At 69.9% G+C, this 15,782-nt stretch carries 13 protein-coding genes and 1 pseudogene; 2 read left to right on the top strand and 12 right to left on the bottom strand.

The window, feature by feature from the left end; genetic code table 11:
• Positions 1 to 109 precede the first annotated feature (109 nt).
• The 5 genes and pseudogenes from ACFY1U_RS34670 to ACFY1U_RS34690 form a co-directional block, all read right to left on the bottom strand.
• Entirely contained in the window at positions 110 to 652 is a 543-nt protein-coding gene (locus ACFY1U_RS34670; protein WP_389085269.1) for a MarR family winged helix-turn-helix transcriptional regulator, read from the bottom strand.
• Positions 649 to 951 (bottom strand): hypothetical protein, encoded by a 303-nt coding sequence (locus ACFY1U_RS34675; RefSeq protein ID WP_389085271.1) that lies wholly within the window; start codon positions 949 to 951, stop codon positions 649 to 651. The genes ACFY1U_RS34670 and ACFY1U_RS34675 overlap by 4 nt, the downstream gene beginning before the upstream one ends.
• A 353-nt stretch (positions 952 to 1,304) precedes the next feature.
• Positions 1,305 to 2,483, bottom strand: a complete 1,179-nt coding sequence (locus ACFY1U_RS34680) for an acyl-CoA dehydrogenase family protein (protein WP_389085274.1) — start codon at positions 2,481 to 2,483, stop codon at positions 1,305 to 1,307.
• Positions 2,484 to 2,515: 32 nt separating this feature from the next.
• Positions 2,516 to 2,879: pseudogene (locus tag ACFY1U_RS34685) on the bottom strand (acyl-CoA dehydrogenase family protein); the annotation flags it as partial.
• 157 nt (positions 2,880 to 3,036) lie between these two features.
• Complete coding sequence (locus ACFY1U_RS34690) at positions 3,037 to 4,899, bottom strand: flavin-containing monooxygenase (protein WP_389085276.1); 1,863 nt, start codon at positions 4,897 to 4,899, stop codon at positions 3,037 to 3,039.
• A gap of 92 nt (positions 4,900 to 4,991) precedes the next feature.
• On the opposite strand from ACFY1U_RS34690, the gene ACFY1U_RS34695 reads away from it, so the two are divergent.
• On the top strand, positions 4,992 to 6,041 hold the full coding sequence (locus ACFY1U_RS34695) for an alpha/beta hydrolase (RefSeq protein ID WP_389085279.1): 1,050 nt from the start codon (positions 4,992 to 4,994) through the stop codon (positions 6,039 to 6,041).
• A gap of 255 nt (positions 6,042 to 6,296) precedes the next feature.
• Here the strand turns inward: ACFY1U_RS34695 and dmpG are convergent, their stop codons facing one another.
• The 5 genes from dmpG to ACFY1U_RS34720 are packed head-to-tail and all read right to left on the bottom strand — an operon-like array spanning position 6,297 to position 11,030.
• Positions 6,297 to 7,325, bottom strand: coding sequence for a 4-hydroxy-2-oxovalerate aldolase (gene dmpG, locus ACFY1U_RS34700; protein WP_389085281.1), 1,029 nt, complete (start codon positions 7,323 to 7,325; stop codon positions 6,297 to 6,299).
• On the bottom strand, positions 7,322 to 8,296 hold the full coding sequence (locus ACFY1U_RS34705; protein WP_389085284.1) for an acetaldehyde dehydrogenase (acetylating): 975 nt from the start codon (positions 8,294 to 8,296) through the stop codon (positions 7,322 to 7,324). Before ACFY1U_RS34705 ends, dmpG begins: the two co-directional genes overlap by 4 nt.
• Positions 8,293 to 9,090, bottom strand: a complete 798-nt coding sequence (locus ACFY1U_RS34710; RefSeq protein WP_030928114.1) for a 2-keto-4-pentenoate hydratase — start codon at positions 9,088 to 9,090, stop codon at positions 8,293 to 8,295. Before ACFY1U_RS34710 ends, ACFY1U_RS34705 begins: the two co-directional genes overlap by 4 nt.
• A gap of 5 nt (positions 9,091 to 9,095) precedes the next feature.
• Positions 9,096 to 10,034 (bottom strand): 3-carboxyethylcatechol 2,3-dioxygenase, encoded by a 939-nt coding sequence (locus ACFY1U_RS34715; RefSeq protein ID WP_389085287.1) that lies wholly within the window; start codon positions 10,032 to 10,034, stop codon positions 9,096 to 9,098.
• 12 nt (positions 10,035 to 10,046) lie between these two features.
• Positions 10,047 to 11,030 (bottom strand): zinc-binding dehydrogenase, encoded by a 984-nt coding sequence (locus ACFY1U_RS34720; protein WP_389085289.1) that lies wholly within the window; start codon positions 11,028 to 11,030, stop codon positions 10,047 to 10,049.
• Between the two features lie 253 nt (positions 11,031 to 11,283).
• Between ACFY1U_RS34720 and ACFY1U_RS34725 the strand changes: the two genes are divergently transcribed.
• Complete coding sequence (locus tag ACFY1U_RS34725) at positions 11,284 to 13,650, top strand: SpoIIE family protein phosphatase (RefSeq protein ID WP_390698087.1); 2,367 nt, start codon at positions 11,284 to 11,286, stop codon at positions 13,648 to 13,650.
• Between the two features lie 8 nt (positions 13,651 to 13,658).
• Here ACFY1U_RS34725 and ACFY1U_RS34730 read toward each other — a convergent pair whose 3' ends face one another.
• Together ACFY1U_RS34730 and ACFY1U_RS34735 are read right to left on the bottom strand one after the other, a co-directional pair.
• Positions 13,659 to 14,159: a GNAT family N-acetyltransferase gene (locus ACFY1U_RS34730; RefSeq protein WP_389085294.1), complete on the bottom strand. Its 501-nt coding sequence runs from the start codon at positions 14,157 to 14,159 to the stop codon at positions 13,659 to 13,661.
• A 7-nt stretch (positions 14,160 to 14,166) separates the two neighbouring features.
• Positions 14,167 to 15,744: a long-chain fatty acid--CoA ligase gene (locus ACFY1U_RS34735; protein ID WP_389085297.1), complete on the bottom strand. Its 1,578-nt coding sequence runs from the start codon at positions 15,742 to 15,744 to the stop codon at positions 14,167 to 14,169.
• Positions 15,745 to 15,782: the final 38 nt, after the last annotated feature.

The raw sequence follows: 15,782 nt of genomic DNA on the forward strand, positions 1-15,782 counted from the left end.
TAGAACACCGGTTCGTCGTCGAGCGGAAGCAACTGCATCACTGCGAACGGGTCGCAGAGGAACTCGGCGCTGAGCGGTTCGAAGCTCTCTCAGACCGGCAGGTTCGGCATCAGCGGCGGTCCTGCGCTGCCGGCCCCGGATCCTCGAAGCCGCCGTGGACGTTATTGACTGCGCACTTGATCATTCTCAGGAACGCCGCGCGTTCCTCCTCGCTGAACCCCTCGAGCAACGCCTCCTCCCACTCCGCCACCGCGGCCTCGCACTCGGCAAGGACGCGACGGCCCTTGGCAGTCAGCGTTGCGAGCAGCTTGCGGGCGTGATCGGGGTGCGGGTCGCGCTTGATCAGGCCCTCGCCTTCGAGGCGCTTGATCACCTCGTGCATCGACTGCGGCGTCATGAACGAGCGCCGCGCCAGTTGCGAGTTCGAGAGCGGTGTCCCGTGGCGGTTCAGCACGCTGAGTGAGGTGAACTGCAAGGTGGTCAGGCCGTATGGGGCGACGCGCTCAGTGATGGCGGCGAACACGAGCGTCTGCAGCCGCCCGATCGCATACGAGATCCCTGGCTCGGCCGTCGCCGGGGTGCTGTCGCTCGCGAGCTCATCGTGCTGGAGCGCCCCGCTCGCACCGGCCGCTACTCCCCTGACGGCGCTCATGATGCGCTCGCTCCTGGCGCTACCTCGGCGCGCTCTAGTTCGACTGCGCAGTCGCGATGGGCCTGCGGGATCGCCGGCAGCTCTTCGCGCGAGACGCGGCCGAAGCCGCACGCCGACGCGACGCCGAAGGCGGGCAGGTATCGCCGGGCGAGCTCCACCGCGCTGTCGAACGGCAAGCTGCCTACCAGCAGGACGTCGCCCTCGGTTGCCACCGTCAAGCCCTCCCATCGCGTCGCGAACGAGCGACAGTTTAAGAGCACCTGAAACTCATCCGCACTGGCCTGCTTCCTGTTTGGCATCACGGGGCCACCAAGAGCAGTTTCAGGCTAGCAGAAACTCTGTGCGAGGGGTCGACGCTGAGCACGTCGCCGCGGCTTCGTCGGCGTCTGAGTCGCAGAGGTTTGCCATGTGACGGGCCCGGACACGAGGGTGGCGCCGCATTGCCTCCTCGGCGCCTTTCGGGTCCCGTCTGACGGTGGCGTCTGCGATGGCGGTGTCTTGGAGGGAGTTCGTTGAACGGCGGGGATGAGGAGGGTTCGGTACTGGTACGCGACGCTGTCGATCCTCGCTCCGATGGCACAGGAGCCGAGGTTCGACAGGGTCACGCCGGGCGGTCACCCTCCGCCGCCGACCACAGGGCGAGGGGCGGGCGTCAGTACGACTTGGGCAGCCCCAGCATCGACGTGCCGATGTGCGCGAGGACGAGCTGCTCGGCAACGGGGATGTTCTTGCCGATGCGGGCATCACGCAGCCACCGCTCGACCGGGTACTCCTTGGAGTACGCCATGCCGCCGAGCGTCTGGAAGGCCTGGTCGGCGGCCTCCCACGCCACCTGGGCGCCTGTGAGCTTGGCGACGTTGGCCTCGTTGCCGCAGGGCAGGCCCTGATCGAAGAGCCAGGCGGCCTTGTAGGTCATCAGCCGGCCGAGCTCCGCCTTCGCCTTGATCTGGGCGAGGGGGAACTGGAGGCCCTGGTTGGCGCCGATCGGCCGGCCGAACACCTCCCGCTCCGTCGCGTACTGCACGGCGTAGGCGAGTGCCGCGTCGGCGGTGCCGACACCGCCGGCGGCGGCGAGGATCCGCTCGGGGTTGAGCACGTCCCAGAGCACCTTGAAGCCGTGGTCGAGCTCGCCGATGACATTGCGGGCGGGCACGCGGACGTCGTCGAAGAACACCTGGCTCGAGTAGAGGATGTTGCTCCCCATCTTGGGGATCGGCGTGTAGGTCAGCGAGCCCGCGGCGAGCGCCTCCTTGACGTCGATGAGGAACAGCGTGAAGCCGGCGTAGCGTTGCTTCGCCTCGGCTGCCGGGATCGTGCGGGTCACCGCGACCATCCAGTCGGCGTTCTCGACGTTGGAGATCCAGACCTTCTGACCCTTGATCAGGAAGTCGTCCCCCTCTCGACGGGCCGAGGTCGTGATCTCGATGGCGTTGCTGCCGGCGTCCGGCTCGGTCAGCGCGAAGCAGAACTGGACGTCGCCGGCGGCGATCCCGGGCAGGATCTCTCTCTTCTGCTCCTCGGTGCCATGCCGCACCAGCGTGGTCGCCCCGAACCCGGGTGTCGTCACGTAGAAGAAGGTGCCGGCGCCGCCGCCGGACGCGCACAGGGTCTCGTTGGCGACGGCGACCTCGAGCAGGCCCTGGCCGCCGCCGCCGTACTCCTCGGGGATGTTGAGTCCGAACCAGCCGCCCTTCCCGAGGTCGGTGAACACCTCGGTGGGAAAACGGTGCGCCTCCTCGCACTCCGACCAGTAGGCGTGGTCGTACCTGGCGGCGACAGCGCGTACGCCGTCCCGCACGGCCAGCGCGGTCTCGGGCAGGTTGAAGTCCATCGTGTTCCTTCCGAATAGCGGTGGGGGCCGGCTCAGAGGCCGAGCGAGCGGCCGATGATCTCCTTCTGGATCTCGGTAGTGCCGCCGTGGAGGGTGGAGATCCGGCCGTCGAGGTAGGCCCGGCCGAGGCGGTACTCGAGCATGTAGCCGTAGCCGCCGTGCAGCTGGACGCCCTGGTTGACCAGCTTGTTCTGCAGCTCGGTGGCCCAGTACTTCGCCTGCGAGGCCCCGACGGCGTCGAGCCGGCCGGCGACGTGCTTACGCACGCGGTCGTCGACGAACATTCGGGTAGGTGTCCTGGGCGTGCAGCCCGATCTTGTCGAGGTTGCGGCCGCGCCCGAAACCCTCCATGCCGCGCTCGACGACGAGCAGGCCGATGCCGTGGTGACCGGCCTCGGTGCCGGCCGCTGAGGACGACGATCGGCGACTGCGTGAGGATCCGCAGCGAGAACGTCGTGCCGTGCTTGCGCCGGCAGCGCGACATGTACGGGTTGGGACGCAGCAGCCGGCAAGCATCTGCACGAAGGCTGGTGTGCGGGGACTGGGCGGAAGCTCAGTCGGCATTTGGACTCACCTCCGTGTCGCGTCGGGCGAAGGCGAGACCGGGCATGCCGTTCTCGCGCCACGTGCGGACGACTTCGAAGTAGGCGTCGGACCCGAACCCGTAGAGCCCTTCGAGGAGCCCTTTCCCCTTCCCAGTGGCGCCTTCGCCGTTGTAGTAGCCCGGGGTGCATGTGGTTTGGAGCTCGGTGGTGAAGGGCATTTGGGTCGCGGCGATCTCCTGGACCCAGCCCTCAACGGCGTCGGCGGTGGGCTCGACGCTGTGACTGCCTCGGCGCTCGGCCTCGAGCAAGACGCTGGTGATGTGCTCGACCTGCTCGTCGAGGATGTGGCAGAAGTTCGGGGTGAAGGCGTTCTGGTTGAGGCCGGTGAAGAAGCAGTTCGGGAAGCCGTCGCTGTAGTAGCCGTGGAGGGTGCGCGGCCCCTGGGCCCAGTGCGCCGAGAGCGTGGCGCCGTCTCGTCCGATGATCTCGAACCCGAATCGGCGGGTGTAGTTGGTGCCGATCTCGAACCCCGTGGCGAAGATGATGCAGTCGACCTCGTACTCGACGCCGTTGACGACGATCCCCTGCTCGGTGACGCGCTCGACGCCTCGGCCCTCGGTGTCCAGAAGGGTGACGTTGGGTCGGTTGAAGGTGGGCAGGTAGTCGTCGTTGAAGGTCGGGCGCTTGCAGAACGTCCGGTACCAGGCCTTGAGCTTCTCTGCCGTGTCAGGGTCGTCGACGATCTCGTCGACGCGTCGGCGGATCCGGTTCATGTGGGCGAGGTCGGCGCGTTCGTAGGCGACACCGACGTCGTCGCCGGTGGCACCGGACTGCGCGGCCTCGAGGCTCGCCGACATGGTGCTGCCCAACAGGGAGGTCCAGCCGTCGGCGACGAGGTCCTCGCTCGGAGCGGACCCGAGAAAGAGGGAGGCTGGGTTGACGAGCGCGTTGAAGTTGCGCATCCGCTCGCGCTGCCAACCGGGCTTGAGCGTGGCCGCCCACTCGGGATCGGTGGGCCGATTGCCCCGGACGTCCACGGCGGACGGAGTCCGCTGGACGACGTACAGGTGCTCTGCGTAGCGGCCGAGGTGGGGCACGCACTGGATGGCGGTGGCGCCGGTGCCGATGACGGCGACGCGCTTGTCGGCGAGGCCTTCGAGGCCTCCGCCCTCATCGCCCCCGGTGTAGGCGTAGTCCCAGCGGCTGGTGTGGAACGTGTGGCCGGTGAAGGTGGTGATTCCCGGGATGCCGGGCAGCTTCGGGCGGTTCACCGGCCCGTTGGAGAGGATGACGTAACGGGCGCTGATGCGATCGTCACGGTCGGTGCTCGCGTGCCAGCGCGAGTCGGTGGGATCCCAGCGGAGTTCGCGGAGCTCGGTCTGGAACAGCAGCCGGGGGTAGAGGTCGTAGAACTGGGCGATCCGGATGGCGTGCTGTCGGATCTCGGGCGCGCGGCTGTACTTCTCGATCGGGAGGTAGCCCGTTTCCTCCAGAAGGGGGAGGTAGATGTAGCTCTCGATGTCGCACTGCGCGCCCGGATAGCGATTCCAGTACCAGGTGCCGCCGACGTCGCCGGCCTTCTCGATGATGGCGAAGTCATCGATGCCGGCGTCGCGCAGACGCGCTGCGGCGAGCAGCCCGCTGAACCCCGCCCCCATGATCAGGACCTGGACATCGCGAACGACGGGGTCGCGGGTGAAGCCGGGCTCGACGTAGGGGTCAGCGACGTAGCTCTCGTACTCACCAGTGACCTCGATGTACTGGTCGTTGGCATCAGGCCGCAGTCGCTTGTCCCGTTCGACGCGGTAGCGCTCTCGGGCCGCCTGAAGCTCGCTGTCGGTGATGGTGTCGATGTTTCCGGTTGTCGTCATGCCGGTCACGGTAGAGTGTCAGGTAGCCTGACGTACAGAGTCGGGTAGCCACCGATCTCGCACACAGGGACGCAGTGCTCGGGAGGAACAACATGGGTGAGGATCACGGCTGGACGGCGTCTGGTCGCCGCGGGTCGTTCTGGGTCGGCGGCGAGCGGGTCGAGGGACCGCTGGGAACCGTGCTGCGCGGGCCGATGTACGTCGAGTGGTACGAGCCGGAAGAAAGACGCTTCCCGGTGCCGCTGGTGCTCGTGCATGGAGGCGGCGGTCAGGGGCTCGACTACCTGACGACGCCCGACGGCCGGCCGGGCTGGGCCCCGCTCCTGGTTGATCAGGGCTACGCCGTATACGTCGTCGATCGGCCGGGCCACGGACGGTCGCCGCACCACCCGGACGTTCTCGGGCCGATGAGCCCGGTCCTTGGGACTGAGTTCCTGGAGCCGATCTTCGTGCCGCCGACCGAGGGTCCCGGCTCGCATCCGACCGCGCACCTGCATACGCAGTGGCCGGGTGCCCGCAAGCTCGACGATCCTCTGTCCGACCAGTGGCTGGCCTCGAGCGGCCCGGTGCTCGCCAACCAACCCGAGATGCACTCCCTCGAGCAGGCGCGGCTGGCCGCGTTGCTCGACCGCATTGGCCCAGCCGTCATCGTCGCGCACTCGGCGGGCGGTCCAGGCGCGTTCCTGGCCGCCGACGCGCGGCCGCACCTCGTCAAGGCCTTCGTCGCCCTCGAGGTCCTCGGCCCGCCGTTCCTCAAGATGCCGGAGGCCGGCCTCGACCTGACGTGGGGCATCGCCTCCGCCCCGTTTACCTTCGACCCACCGGCGGTGAGTGCCGACGAGTTGCGGCTGGTGACGCACGAGCCGCCCGCGGACGGCGGGATCCCGATGACCCTCCAGGAGGAGCCGGCGCGCAGGCTTGCCAACCTCAGCCGTTTCCCGATTGCGGTCGTCAGCGCGCCCGCGTCGCCGTTCGTGCACTTCGACGGCCACCTCGTCGCGTTCCTCGAGCAGGCAGGCTGCGACGTCGCGCTGGTGCGCCTCGCCGACCACGGCGTGCACGGCAACGGCCACGGGATGATCATTGAGAAAAACAACGCCGACGCCCTGCGCGTCGTGACGGATTGGATCGCCAGGTTGTAAGGATCGCGGAACGGCGACGACAACGGCTTCAGTCGAGATCCCAGCCCTCCGGGCGACCACGATGTGCGAGGCGTTTCAGATCACCGCCGCCGAGCGCGCGGACTGCGTGGCGTTGCGGCGGGCCTGCAAATCGGCACCTTCCCCGCCATCGCCGCATCCCTGCTGCCCGCGTCGTGCGCGCCTTTCGCACCCGGTCCCCGCTGGTTGAACTGGCCGTGCACAGCGACCGCAACGCCGGCCTGATGGACCTCCGTGTCAGTTCACGGGCCTGGTGGCCGGGTTGGACATCAAGTCGAGTGCGATGTCCACGATCATGTCCTCCTGGCCTCCGACCAGGCCGCGCCGGCCGACTTCCAGCAGGAGGGTTCGGGCGTCGACGCCGTAGCGCTCGGCGGCGATCTCCGCGTGGCGCAGGAAGGAGGAGTAGACGCCGCCGTAGCCGAGGGTGAGCGTCTCGCGGTCGACTTGCACGGGGCGGTCGCGCAGGGGGCGGACCAGGTCGTCGGCGGCGTCCTGGAGGTCGAACAGGTCGCAGCCGTGCTTCCAGCCCTGGATGTTCGCCACGGCGATGAACGCCTCGATGGGGCAGTTTCCGGCACCCGCTCCTTGTCCGGCCAGGGAGGCGTCGACGCGGGTGACGCCCTCCTCGACGGCGACGACACTGTTGGCGACCGACAGGGAGAGGTTCTCGTGCGCGTGGATGCCGATCTGCGTGCTCTCGTCGAGTACGTCGCGGTAGGCGCGGACCCGTTCGCGTACACCGTCCAGGGTGAGGCGGCCGCCGGAGTCGGTGACGTAGACGCACTGGGCGCCGTAGGACTCCATGAGCTTTGCCTGCGCGGCGAGTTGGGGCGCCTCGGCCATGTGGCTCATCATCAGGAAGCCCGAGACGTCCATGCCCAGCTCGCGCGCCTTGGCGATGTGCTGGGCCGAGATGTCGGCCTCGGTGCAGTGGGTGGCGATGCGCACCGAGCGGACGCCGAGGGCGTAGGCGCGCTCCAGTTCGGCGATGGTGCCGATGCCGGGCAGGAGGAGGGTGGTGAGGACGGCGTTGTCGATCGCGTCCGCCGCGGCCTCGATCCACTCCCAGTCGGTGTGGCTGCCCGGGCCGTAGTTGAGGGAGCCGCCGGCGAGTCCGTCGCCGTGGGCGACCTCGATGGCGTCGACGCCGGCTGCGTCGAGGGCGGCCGCGATGCGGCCCACGTCGGCAGGATCGATGCGGTGCCGGATGGCGTGCATGCCGTCCCGCAGGGTCACGTCCTGTATGTAGAGCCGGTGAGTCATCGGCAGGCCTCCGCGGTGACGGTGGTGCTGTGTCGGGCGATCGACTCGGCGGTGCGCAGGGCGGCCGAGGTCATGATGTCGAGGTTTCCGGCGTAGGCGGGCAGGTAGTGGGCGGCGCCCTCGACTTCAAGGAACACCGAGACACGGGTGGTCACCGGGCCCGCGCCCTCGGGGAGCAGGGTGTGCACGGGCTCGCCTTCCGCGATCGGGGTGAACTGCACCTCCTGCTTGAGGCGGTAGCCCGGCACGTACTGGGCGACCCGCTCGGCCATCTCCTTGACGGAGGCTCGGATGGCGTCGTGGTCCGCGTCCCCGATGAGGCAGAAGACGGTGTCTCGCATGATCAGCGGGGGTTCGGCGGGGTTGAGGACGATGACCGCCTTGCCGCGGGCCGCTCCGCCGACGCTCTCGATGGCGTGGGAGGTGGTCTCGGTGAACTCGTCGATGTTGGCGCGCGTGCCCGGCCCCGCCGACTTGGAGGCGATGGAGGCGACGATCTCCGCATAGTGGACGTCGGTCACCGCGGAGACGGCCGCGACCATGGGGATGGTGGCCTGGCCGCCGCAGGTGACCATGTTGAGGTTGTCCGCGCCGGCCGCCAGGTGCTCGTCGAGGTTGACGGGCGGGACGACGAACGGGCCGATGGCGGCGGGGGTGAGGTCGATGAGCCGCTTTCCGAAGGGTGCGAGCCGGTGGGCGTTGGCCAGGTGGGCCCTGGCCGAGGTCGCGTCGAAGACGATTTCGATGTCGTCGAAGTCCGGCAGTGCGATCAGGCCCTCGACGCCCTCGTGGGTCGTCGGGACCTTCAGTCGGGCGGCGCGGGCGAGGCCGTCGGACTCCGGGTCGATGCCCACCATGGCGGCCACTTCGAGGGTGTCCGACAGGCGGAGGATCTTGATCATCAGGTCGGTGCCGATGTTGCCCGACCCGATGATGGCGACCTTGGTCTTCGACGTCTTGGGGGAAGTCATGCGTCCCTCTTCTCGGAGAATGCGGCGGTGACCTCGCCGAGCGAGCTGATCTCGGCGCGGATCCGGGTGCCGGGCGGGGCCGGGACCATCGGGCCCAGCGCGCCGGAGAGGACGACTTGTCCGGCGCGCAACGGGTCACCCAGGTCACGGGCCGTCCGGGCGAGCCAGGCCAGCGCGTTCAGGGGGTCGCCGAGGCAGGCGGCGCCGTTGCCCTCGGAGACGAGGACGTCGTCGGCGTACAGCCGCATCACGGTCTCGCGGGGCTCGAACTCGTCCAGCGTGAGGCGGCGTTCCGCCAGCACGAACAGTCCGCTGGAGGCGTTGTCGGCGACCGTGTCGGTGAGGGAGATGTCCCAGTCGGCGATACGGCTGTCGACGATCTCCAGCGCGGCCACGGCGTAGTCGACCGCAGCGCGCACCTGCGCCGGGTCCAGGTCGCCGTCGGCCAGGTCCTCCTTGAGGACGAAGGCGATCTCCGCCTCGGCCTTGGGCTGCAGCAGCCTGCCGGAGGGGACCTCGGCCTCGGCGGAGACGTCCATGTCGGCGAAGAGCACCCCGAAGTCAGGCTGGTCGACGCCGAGTTGGCGCTGGACGGCCGGGGAGGTCAGGCCGATCTTGCGGCCGACGACGACCGCACCGCTGTCCACTCTGCTGCGGGTGAGTTCCTGCTGTACGGCGTACGCGGCGTCGACGTCCTGGGTACCGAGCAGATCGCGTACCGGGGCCACGGGCCGTCCCTCGGCGAATGCGGCGGCGAGCCGGGCGGCCGCCAGTTCGACGGGTGTGACTGCCATGCCGGTCACCGCCCTTCCGCCGTGGTCACGGCGAATCCGGCGATCCAGGCGGGGATGGCCTCGTAGAAGCGGGACGTCATCTCGTACTTGCCGGTGGCCGCGAGGGAGGCGTACGCCGCGATCCAGGTGCGGACCTCGTGGGCGGAGCCGCCGCCCTGTGCAGCCATGTCGTCGACGGTCCAGGAGTCGAACTCCGCGAGGTCGCCGCGCTCCAGGTGGTCGAGGAGGAGGTTGTCCCAGGCGGGGTTGATCGGGATCATCTTCGTCGACCCGGCGGCGTAGTCGCGGCCGGCCTGGACGACCCGCTCCTCGCCCTTCGCACGCTGCTCCGGGGTGGGCGGGTTTCCCTCGATGAGCGCGTCGGCGACCCGGGGCGGTGCGCCGTCGAGCACCGGCACCGGCGGATCGTGGGACAGACCACCGGAGGCGACGAACAGCACCCGCTTGTCCAGGTCGGCCGCGGCCTGACCGACCGCGGTGCCGAGTGCGCGGATACGGCTGACCGGGCCGAGCGGGGTCGCCACGCCGTTGACGAAGACGGGCACCACCGGCACGCGGTCGATACCGCCGAAGAGCACCTCCAGGGGCTGCGCGAAGCCGTGGTCCACGGTCATCCGGGCCGAGACGGTGAGATCGATGCCGCGGTCGAGCACCCCCTTGGCCAGCGTCTTGGCGGTGTCGGTGTCGACCGACAGCGGCCCGCCCTGGGAACCGAAGTCGCCCACCGCGTGGGCCTCGGTGGCCAGGCAGAACGGGGGCATCTCCTTGTAGAAGAAGCCGTTGTAGTGGTCGGGCGCGTAGAGGACGACGAGCTCCGGGTCGAAGCGACGGACGAAGGCCCTGGCGCTCTCGACGGCCTCGTCGACGCGGGCCAGAACCTCGGGCTCGGGGTCGTTCCTGCCGATCAGGGGCGAGTGCGAGAGCCCGACGACAGCTGCGGTCATGGGAGAGGGTCCTTAACTCTGCGGGGCCGACGGGTGGATGACGAGCTTCCCGGTCAGACCGCCGTCGATCATGAGCTGGAAGCCCTTGTGGATGTCCGTGAGGGGCAGGGTGCGGTCGATCACAGGGCGGACTCCGGTGGCCTCCATCAGCCGGAGCAGCGCGACGAGCTCGCCACGGGTGCAGCCGGTGGAGCCAAGGACACGTCCCTGGAGGTAGAAGATGCGGGCCAGGTCCGCGGGCGGGTTGGCGCCGCTCGTCGCTCCCGCGATCACGACCGTGCCGCCTCGCCGCAGCGACTTCAGCGAATGGGACCAGGTCGCCTCGCCGACCGTCTCGATCACGACGTCCACCCGCTCGGGCAGCCGCTCACCGGGGGCCAGCGCGGCGCGCACCCCCCAGGTGAGGGCCTCGGCACGCTTGGCCTCGCTGCGGCTGGTGGCGTAGACGACGGCCCCGGCGGCCACCGCGAGCCGGATGGCGGCGGAGGCGACCCCGCCGCCCGCGCCCTGTACGAGCACCCGGTCGCCGGCGGTGATCCGGGCCTGGGTGAAGAGCATGCGGTAGGCGGTGCCCCAGGCGACCGGCAGGCAGGCCGCCTCGTCGAAGGACAGCCACGCGGGCTTCGGCACCAGGTTGCGGGTGGGCACGGTCAGGTACTCGGCGAAGGCCCCGTCGTGCTGTTCGGACAGCAGCGCACGATTCGGGTCGAGCGTCTCGTCGCCCCCGCCCGCGTCCGGGTCGCCAAGCACCGGATGCACGATGACCTCGTTGCCGTCCTCGTCGTATCCGGCCGCGTCGCAGCCGAGCACGATGGGAAGGCGCTCCGGGGGATGGCCCACGCCCCGCAGCGTCCACAGGTCGTGCATGTTCAGGGAAGAGGCCACGACCCGTACCCGGGACCAGCCGGGCTTCGGGTGAGGTACCGGTACGTCGCGCAGCACCAGCCCGGACAGCGGGTCGGCGGCGCTCTGGGAGATGGCGGTTGCTGCAAGCACGCAGCCACGGTCACCCGCACCCGGAGGCCGGACCTAGCCCGTGTGCCACGGTGCAGCACACGTCCGGGCTCCTGCCGGACGGCGGCCCGTGCCCCGCCCCCTGCACTCCCCTCGGACGCCCGGCACGCCGACCAGCGCGCGGCGTGGCCGCCCGGCTTGAAACCTGCCACCCTCAGGGGGATCGTGAACATGGTCAGCAAGTCCGGCAACAAGGCCGCTAGGGCACGACAACAAGGCCACCAAGGACACGACAATGACGTCCGACGAGCCGCCCGGCCGACTCCCTCCGGCGTCGACAGGGTCCTTCCTCGGCACGGCCGCGGCCATCGCGGTCACGGACCCGGACGGCCGGGTGACCCATTGGAGCAGCGGCGCCCAGACGCTGTGGGGCCATGCCCCCGAAGAGGTCATCGGCAAGCCTCTGGCCGATCTGTTCACCGCTGACTGGGCAGTGCTGAGGCACCGGGACGGCAGGCTGTCGGATGCCCAGGTGCGCCTCTATCCGCTGCCGTCCGACAAGCGGCCGACCGGGTACCTGGTGATTGCCGTACCCAGGACGGACTCCCCGGACGAGTGCTCACTCATGCGATGGATGTTCCAGGAGCAGCCCCTCTCCCTTTCCATCTATGACCGCGAGGGACGCATACTGTTCGGCAACGAGGTGACGAAGCAGGCGACGGGCCTCTCCGAGCACGACTTCCGCGGCCGGTTCATGGCCGAGATCCTTCAGGGCCCCGCATACGAGGAAGTCGAGCAGCGGATCCGCCGGGTTCTTCAGACCGGGAAGCCCGAATTCACCGAGCCCTTCGCGAGGCTTCCGGGCGAGCCGAAGGCGCACGCCTGGGCTCTCGACATCTTCCCGCTCAGGGACGAAGCCAGCCAGGTGCATGGGGTGGGTCTGTCGGCGTACGACTACTCCCAGCAGTACGAGTCCCGGGAGCGGCTGGCACGTGTGAGTGAGGCCCGGACCCACATCGGCGCCAGCCTGGACGTGGTGGGCACCGCACGCGAGCTCACCGAGGTCGCCGTACCCCGCTTCGCCGACCTCGTCAGCGTGGACCTGCTCGACCCCGTCTTCCAGGGCGATGTGCCCCCACCTGTCCTGTCCGGTCCCGTCCCGCTGCGCCGGGCGGCATACAGGGTGGCGTCCGCGACGTCCGGAGAGCATCCGGCCACGGATGAGATCAGCAACCATGTTGATTCTTCGCCGATCGCCCGGTGTCTGGCCAGCGGCCGGGCGCAACGGCACCACGTCAACGACTCCCAGGTCGTCCGCTGGTTCGCCGACGACCCTGTCCAGGCGGCGCAGGCCCGCGCGCGCGGAGTGCATTCGCTGATCGCCGTACCCATCCGCGCCCGTGGCACCACCCTCGGAGCAGCCATGTTCGCCAGATGCTCACCTCGCGAGCCATTCGGCCCTGACGATCTGGCCGTCACCGAGGACCTGGTCGCGCGGGCCGCGGTCTGCCTGGACAACGCCCGCCGATTCACCCGCGAACGCGGCATCTCGCTGGCGCTGCAACGCAACCTGCTGCCGCACGGCCCGACCACGCTTCCTGCCGTGGAGACGGCTTCCCGTTATCTCCCTGCGGGCGGCGGCACGCAGGCGGGCGGCGATTGGTACGACGTGATCCCGCTGCCCGGCGGCCGCGTCGGTCTGGTCGTCGGCGATGTCGTCGGCCACGGCATCAACGCCTCAGCCACCATGGGCCGCCTGCGTACGGCGGTGCGCACCCTCGCCGACATCGACCTCCCGCCCGACGAGCTTCTCACCCACCTCGACGACATCGTCACCCACACCGAGGACGACACCGTCGCCACCGGTGAGATCCCCGGCGCCATCGGAGCCAGTTGCCTGTACGCGGTCTACGACCCCCTCTCCGGTATCTGCTCCCTTGCCCGGGCCGGCCATCCCCCGCCGATCCTGGTGCACCCGGACGGCACCGGCACGGTCCTCGACCTGCCTGCCGGCCCGCCTCTGGGTCTGGGCAGCCTGCCCTTCGAGGCGGCCGAGGTCACCGTGCCCGAAGGAAGCCTGCTCGCCCTGTTCACCGACGGCCTCCTCTCGGCCGGCGATCGCGACCTCGACGAGGGACTCGACGCCCTGCGCCACGCTCTGGCCCGGCCCGCATCCTCGCTCGCAGCGCTGTGCGACACCGTCCTGGGCACCCTGAGCCCCGAAGCGCGCACCGACGACATCGCCCTGCTCCTGGTCCGCACCCGCCTCTTCGGCGAGGACCGCGTCGCCTCCTGGGACGTTCCCGTCGATCCCGCGGTCGTCGCCGAGACCCGCCGCCGCGCCTGCGACCGGCTGGCCGCATGGGGCCTGGAGGAAACCGCGTTCGTCACGGAACTGGTCATCAGCGAGCTGGTGACGAACGCCATCCGGTACGCCAGCGGCCCGATCCGCCTCAGGCTGATCAAGGACGAGGCACTGATCTGCGAAGTCTCCGACGCCAGCAGCACCAGTCCGCACCTCCGCCGCGCCCGGGTGTTCGACGAGGGCGGCCGCGGCCTGTTCATGGTCGCCGAGCTCACCCGAAGATGGGGTACGCGCTACACCTGCACCGGCAAGACCATCTGGGCCGAGCTTGCTCCTCTCCACCCCTCCACGCGGTGAGGCGGTGGTCAGTGGGGCATGTCGTCGAGGGCGGTGGACATGTCGGCGAGGTCCGGCGGTTCGGCGGCGAACAGGACCACGCTGGCGTCGGGCAGGTCGGCCTCGGTGACCCGGAGGAGTCCGCCCGCCTCAAGGGCGGCCTGGGTGACGGTGTCGCTCTCGTCCGGTGCGGCGACGATGCGGCGGCAGCGGGGGTCGGCGAGGAAGAGTGCGGGGACGAGGGCGCGCAGCAGTTTCGCGGCAAGCGCCGGGCCGGACGGCCCCTGGTAGGGGAGGACCAGGCCCAGGGCAAGGTCGTGGGTGCCGTACGGATAGCAGCTGTGCAGCGGGTGGTGGGCGACGCGGTGGACGCGCAGGAGCAGCGTCGGGCCGCCCTGGGCCTCGGTGACGGCATACGTGCGCGCCGTCTGCGGGGTCACCGTGGCGGGCTCGTCGAGCGGGCGCAGCGTCCAGTCGGTACCCAGGACGGGTTCGGGCGGTGCCGGTACGACGGCGGTGTGGATGTTCATGGCCGGCTCACGGTGTCTCTGCGGGGCGCTGGTTCTCGACCCAGCTCCGCAGTTCGGACTTGACCAGCTTGCCGCTGGCGTTGCGGGGCAGTTGTTCGGCGATCAGCACCTGGGTGGGCAGCTTGTAGCGGGCCAGGTGCCCGCCGGTGAAGGCGCGCACCTCCTCCAGTGTGGGCGTGGTCCCGGGCTCGCAGGTCAGCACGGCGAGCACGGTCTCGCCCCACTTCGGATGCGGGACGCCGATGACGGCCGCCTCCAGGACACCCGGGTAAGCGGCGAGAACGCGCTCGACCTCGGCCGGGTACACGTTCTCCCCGCCGCTGATGATCATGTCCTTGAGGCGGTCGACGATGTAGTAGAAGCCGTCCTTGTCCCGATGCGCGATGTCGCCGCTGTGGAACCAGCCCGCGTCGTCGAAGGCGGCACGGGTGGCCTCGGGGTTGTTCCAGTAGCCGGGCGTGACATTCGGGCCGCGCACGCAGATCTCCCCGCGCGTGTCCGCGTCCTGCACGCCCACCCCGGTGACCGGGTCGACGATGCGGATCTCCGTGTACGGCATGGGTGCGCCGGCCGATCCGGCCTTCTCCGCCGTGAGCCCGGCCGGGAGGTAGCTGGCGAAGGGCGCGGTCTCGGTCAGCCCCCACGCCTGCTGGAGCAGGATGCCGCGTTCTTCGTAGTTCCTGATCAGCTGGGGCGGGACGGGGGCGCCCGCGACGATCGCGGATCGCAGGGCGGAGAGGTCGGCCGCGGCGAAGCCGGGCACGCGGGTCAGGGCGCCGTACATCGCGGGGACCGCGAACAGGGTCGTCACGCGGTGCTGGACGAGGTCCTCCAGGCACTGGGCGGGGTCGAAGCCGCGGCGCACGACGACGGTGCCGCCGCGCACGAGGGTGCGCAGGGTGAGGGCGTTGAGGCCGCCGATGTGGAAGAGCGGTGCGACGGCGAGGTTCACGTCGTCCGGGCGGGTGTCCACGACACTTTCGACGTTGACCGCATTCCACCAGAGGTTGCCGTGGGTGAGCATGACACCCTTGGGTCGGCCGGTCGTGCCGGACGTGTACATGAGCGCCGCCAGGTCGTCGTCGTACAGGGCCACCGGCTCCGTGCCACGTCGGTCGGCTCCGAGCAGCTCCGAGAGCGGTGTCCAGACGGCGGGGGGCGCGGTGGCCGCGGGGCATCGCGGATCTGTGTCGACCAGCACGTGGAAGCGGGCGGGTATGTCGCTCATCACCGACTCGACGAGTGCGCGATGGCCCTCCTCGACGACCAGGGTGTGCGCACCGCTGTCGCTGAGGATGTGGCGCACCTCCTCGGCCGCGAGCCGGAAGTTGACCGGCACGAAGACCGCCCCTAGGTGGGCCGCGGCCAGCAGCGTCTCGAAGAAGGTCACGCTGTTGAGGCCGAGGTAGGCGACCCGGTCGCCGCGCCGCAGTCCACGTTCGGCCAGCCCGGCGGCCAACTCGGCCGTCCTGTGGCTGAGTCGGGCGGCAGAGATCTCATGGCCCTCGTAGACGAGTGCGCAGGCGGTGGGGTACTGGGCTCTGCGGTGCAGTGCCGCGGCGGGGCTGATGTCGACGGCGGCCATGCGGCGGCTCCTTCGATGGCTGTCGTGCGGAAGTGAGA

This window comes from Streptomyces sp. NPDC001351 (genome assembly GCF_042896045.1).
In the GTDB taxonomy this organism is placed as follows: domain Bacteria; phylum Actinomycetota; class Actinomycetes; order Streptomycetales; family Streptomycetaceae; genus Streptomyces.

Coding starts and splice junctions, on each gene's coding strand:
- ACFY1U_RS34670 (WP_389085269.1), bottom strand. CDS start 652: ATGAGCGCCGTCAGGGGAGTAGCGGCCGGTGCGAGCGGGGCGCTCCAG.
- ACFY1U_RS34675 (WP_389085271.1), bottom strand. CDS start 951: ATGCCAAACAGGAAGCAGGCCAGTGCGGATGAGTTTCAGGTGCTCTTA.
- ACFY1U_RS34680 (WP_389085274.1), bottom strand. CDS start 2,483: ATGGACTTCAACCTGCCCGAGACCGCGCTGGCCGTGCGGGACGGCGTA.
- ACFY1U_RS34690 (WP_389085276.1), bottom strand. CDS start 4,899: ATGACGACAACCGGAAACATCGACACCATCACCGACAGCGAGCTTCAG.
- ACFY1U_RS34695 (WP_389085279.1), top strand. CDS start 4,992: ATGGGTGAGGATCACGGCTGGACGGCGTCTGGTCGCCGCGGGTCGTTC.
- dmpG (WP_389085281.1), bottom strand. CDS start 7,325: ATGACTCACCGGCTCTACATACAGGACGTGACCCTGCGGGACGGCATG.
- ACFY1U_RS34705 (WP_389085284.1), bottom strand. CDS start 8,296: ATGACTTCCCCCAAGACGTCGAAGACCAAGGTCGCCATCATCGGGTCG.
- ACFY1U_RS34710 (WP_030928114.1), bottom strand. CDS start 9,090: ATGGCAGTCACACCCGTCGAACTGGCGGCCGCCCGGCTCGCCGCCGCA.
- ACFY1U_RS34715 (WP_389085287.1), bottom strand. CDS start 10,034: ATGACCGCAGCTGTCGTCGGGCTCTCGCACTCGCCCCTGATCGGCAGG.
- ACFY1U_RS34725 (WP_390698087.1), top strand. CDS start 11,284: ATGACGTCCGACGAGCCGCCCGGCCGACTCCCTCCGGCGTCGACAGGG.
- ACFY1U_RS34730 (WP_389085294.1), bottom strand. CDS start 14,159: ATGAACATCCACACCGCCGTCGTACCGGCACCGCCCGAACCCGTCCTG.
- ACFY1U_RS34735 (WP_389085297.1), bottom strand. CDS start 15,744: ATGGCCGCCGTCGACATCAGCCCCGCCGCGGCACTGCACCGCAGAGCC.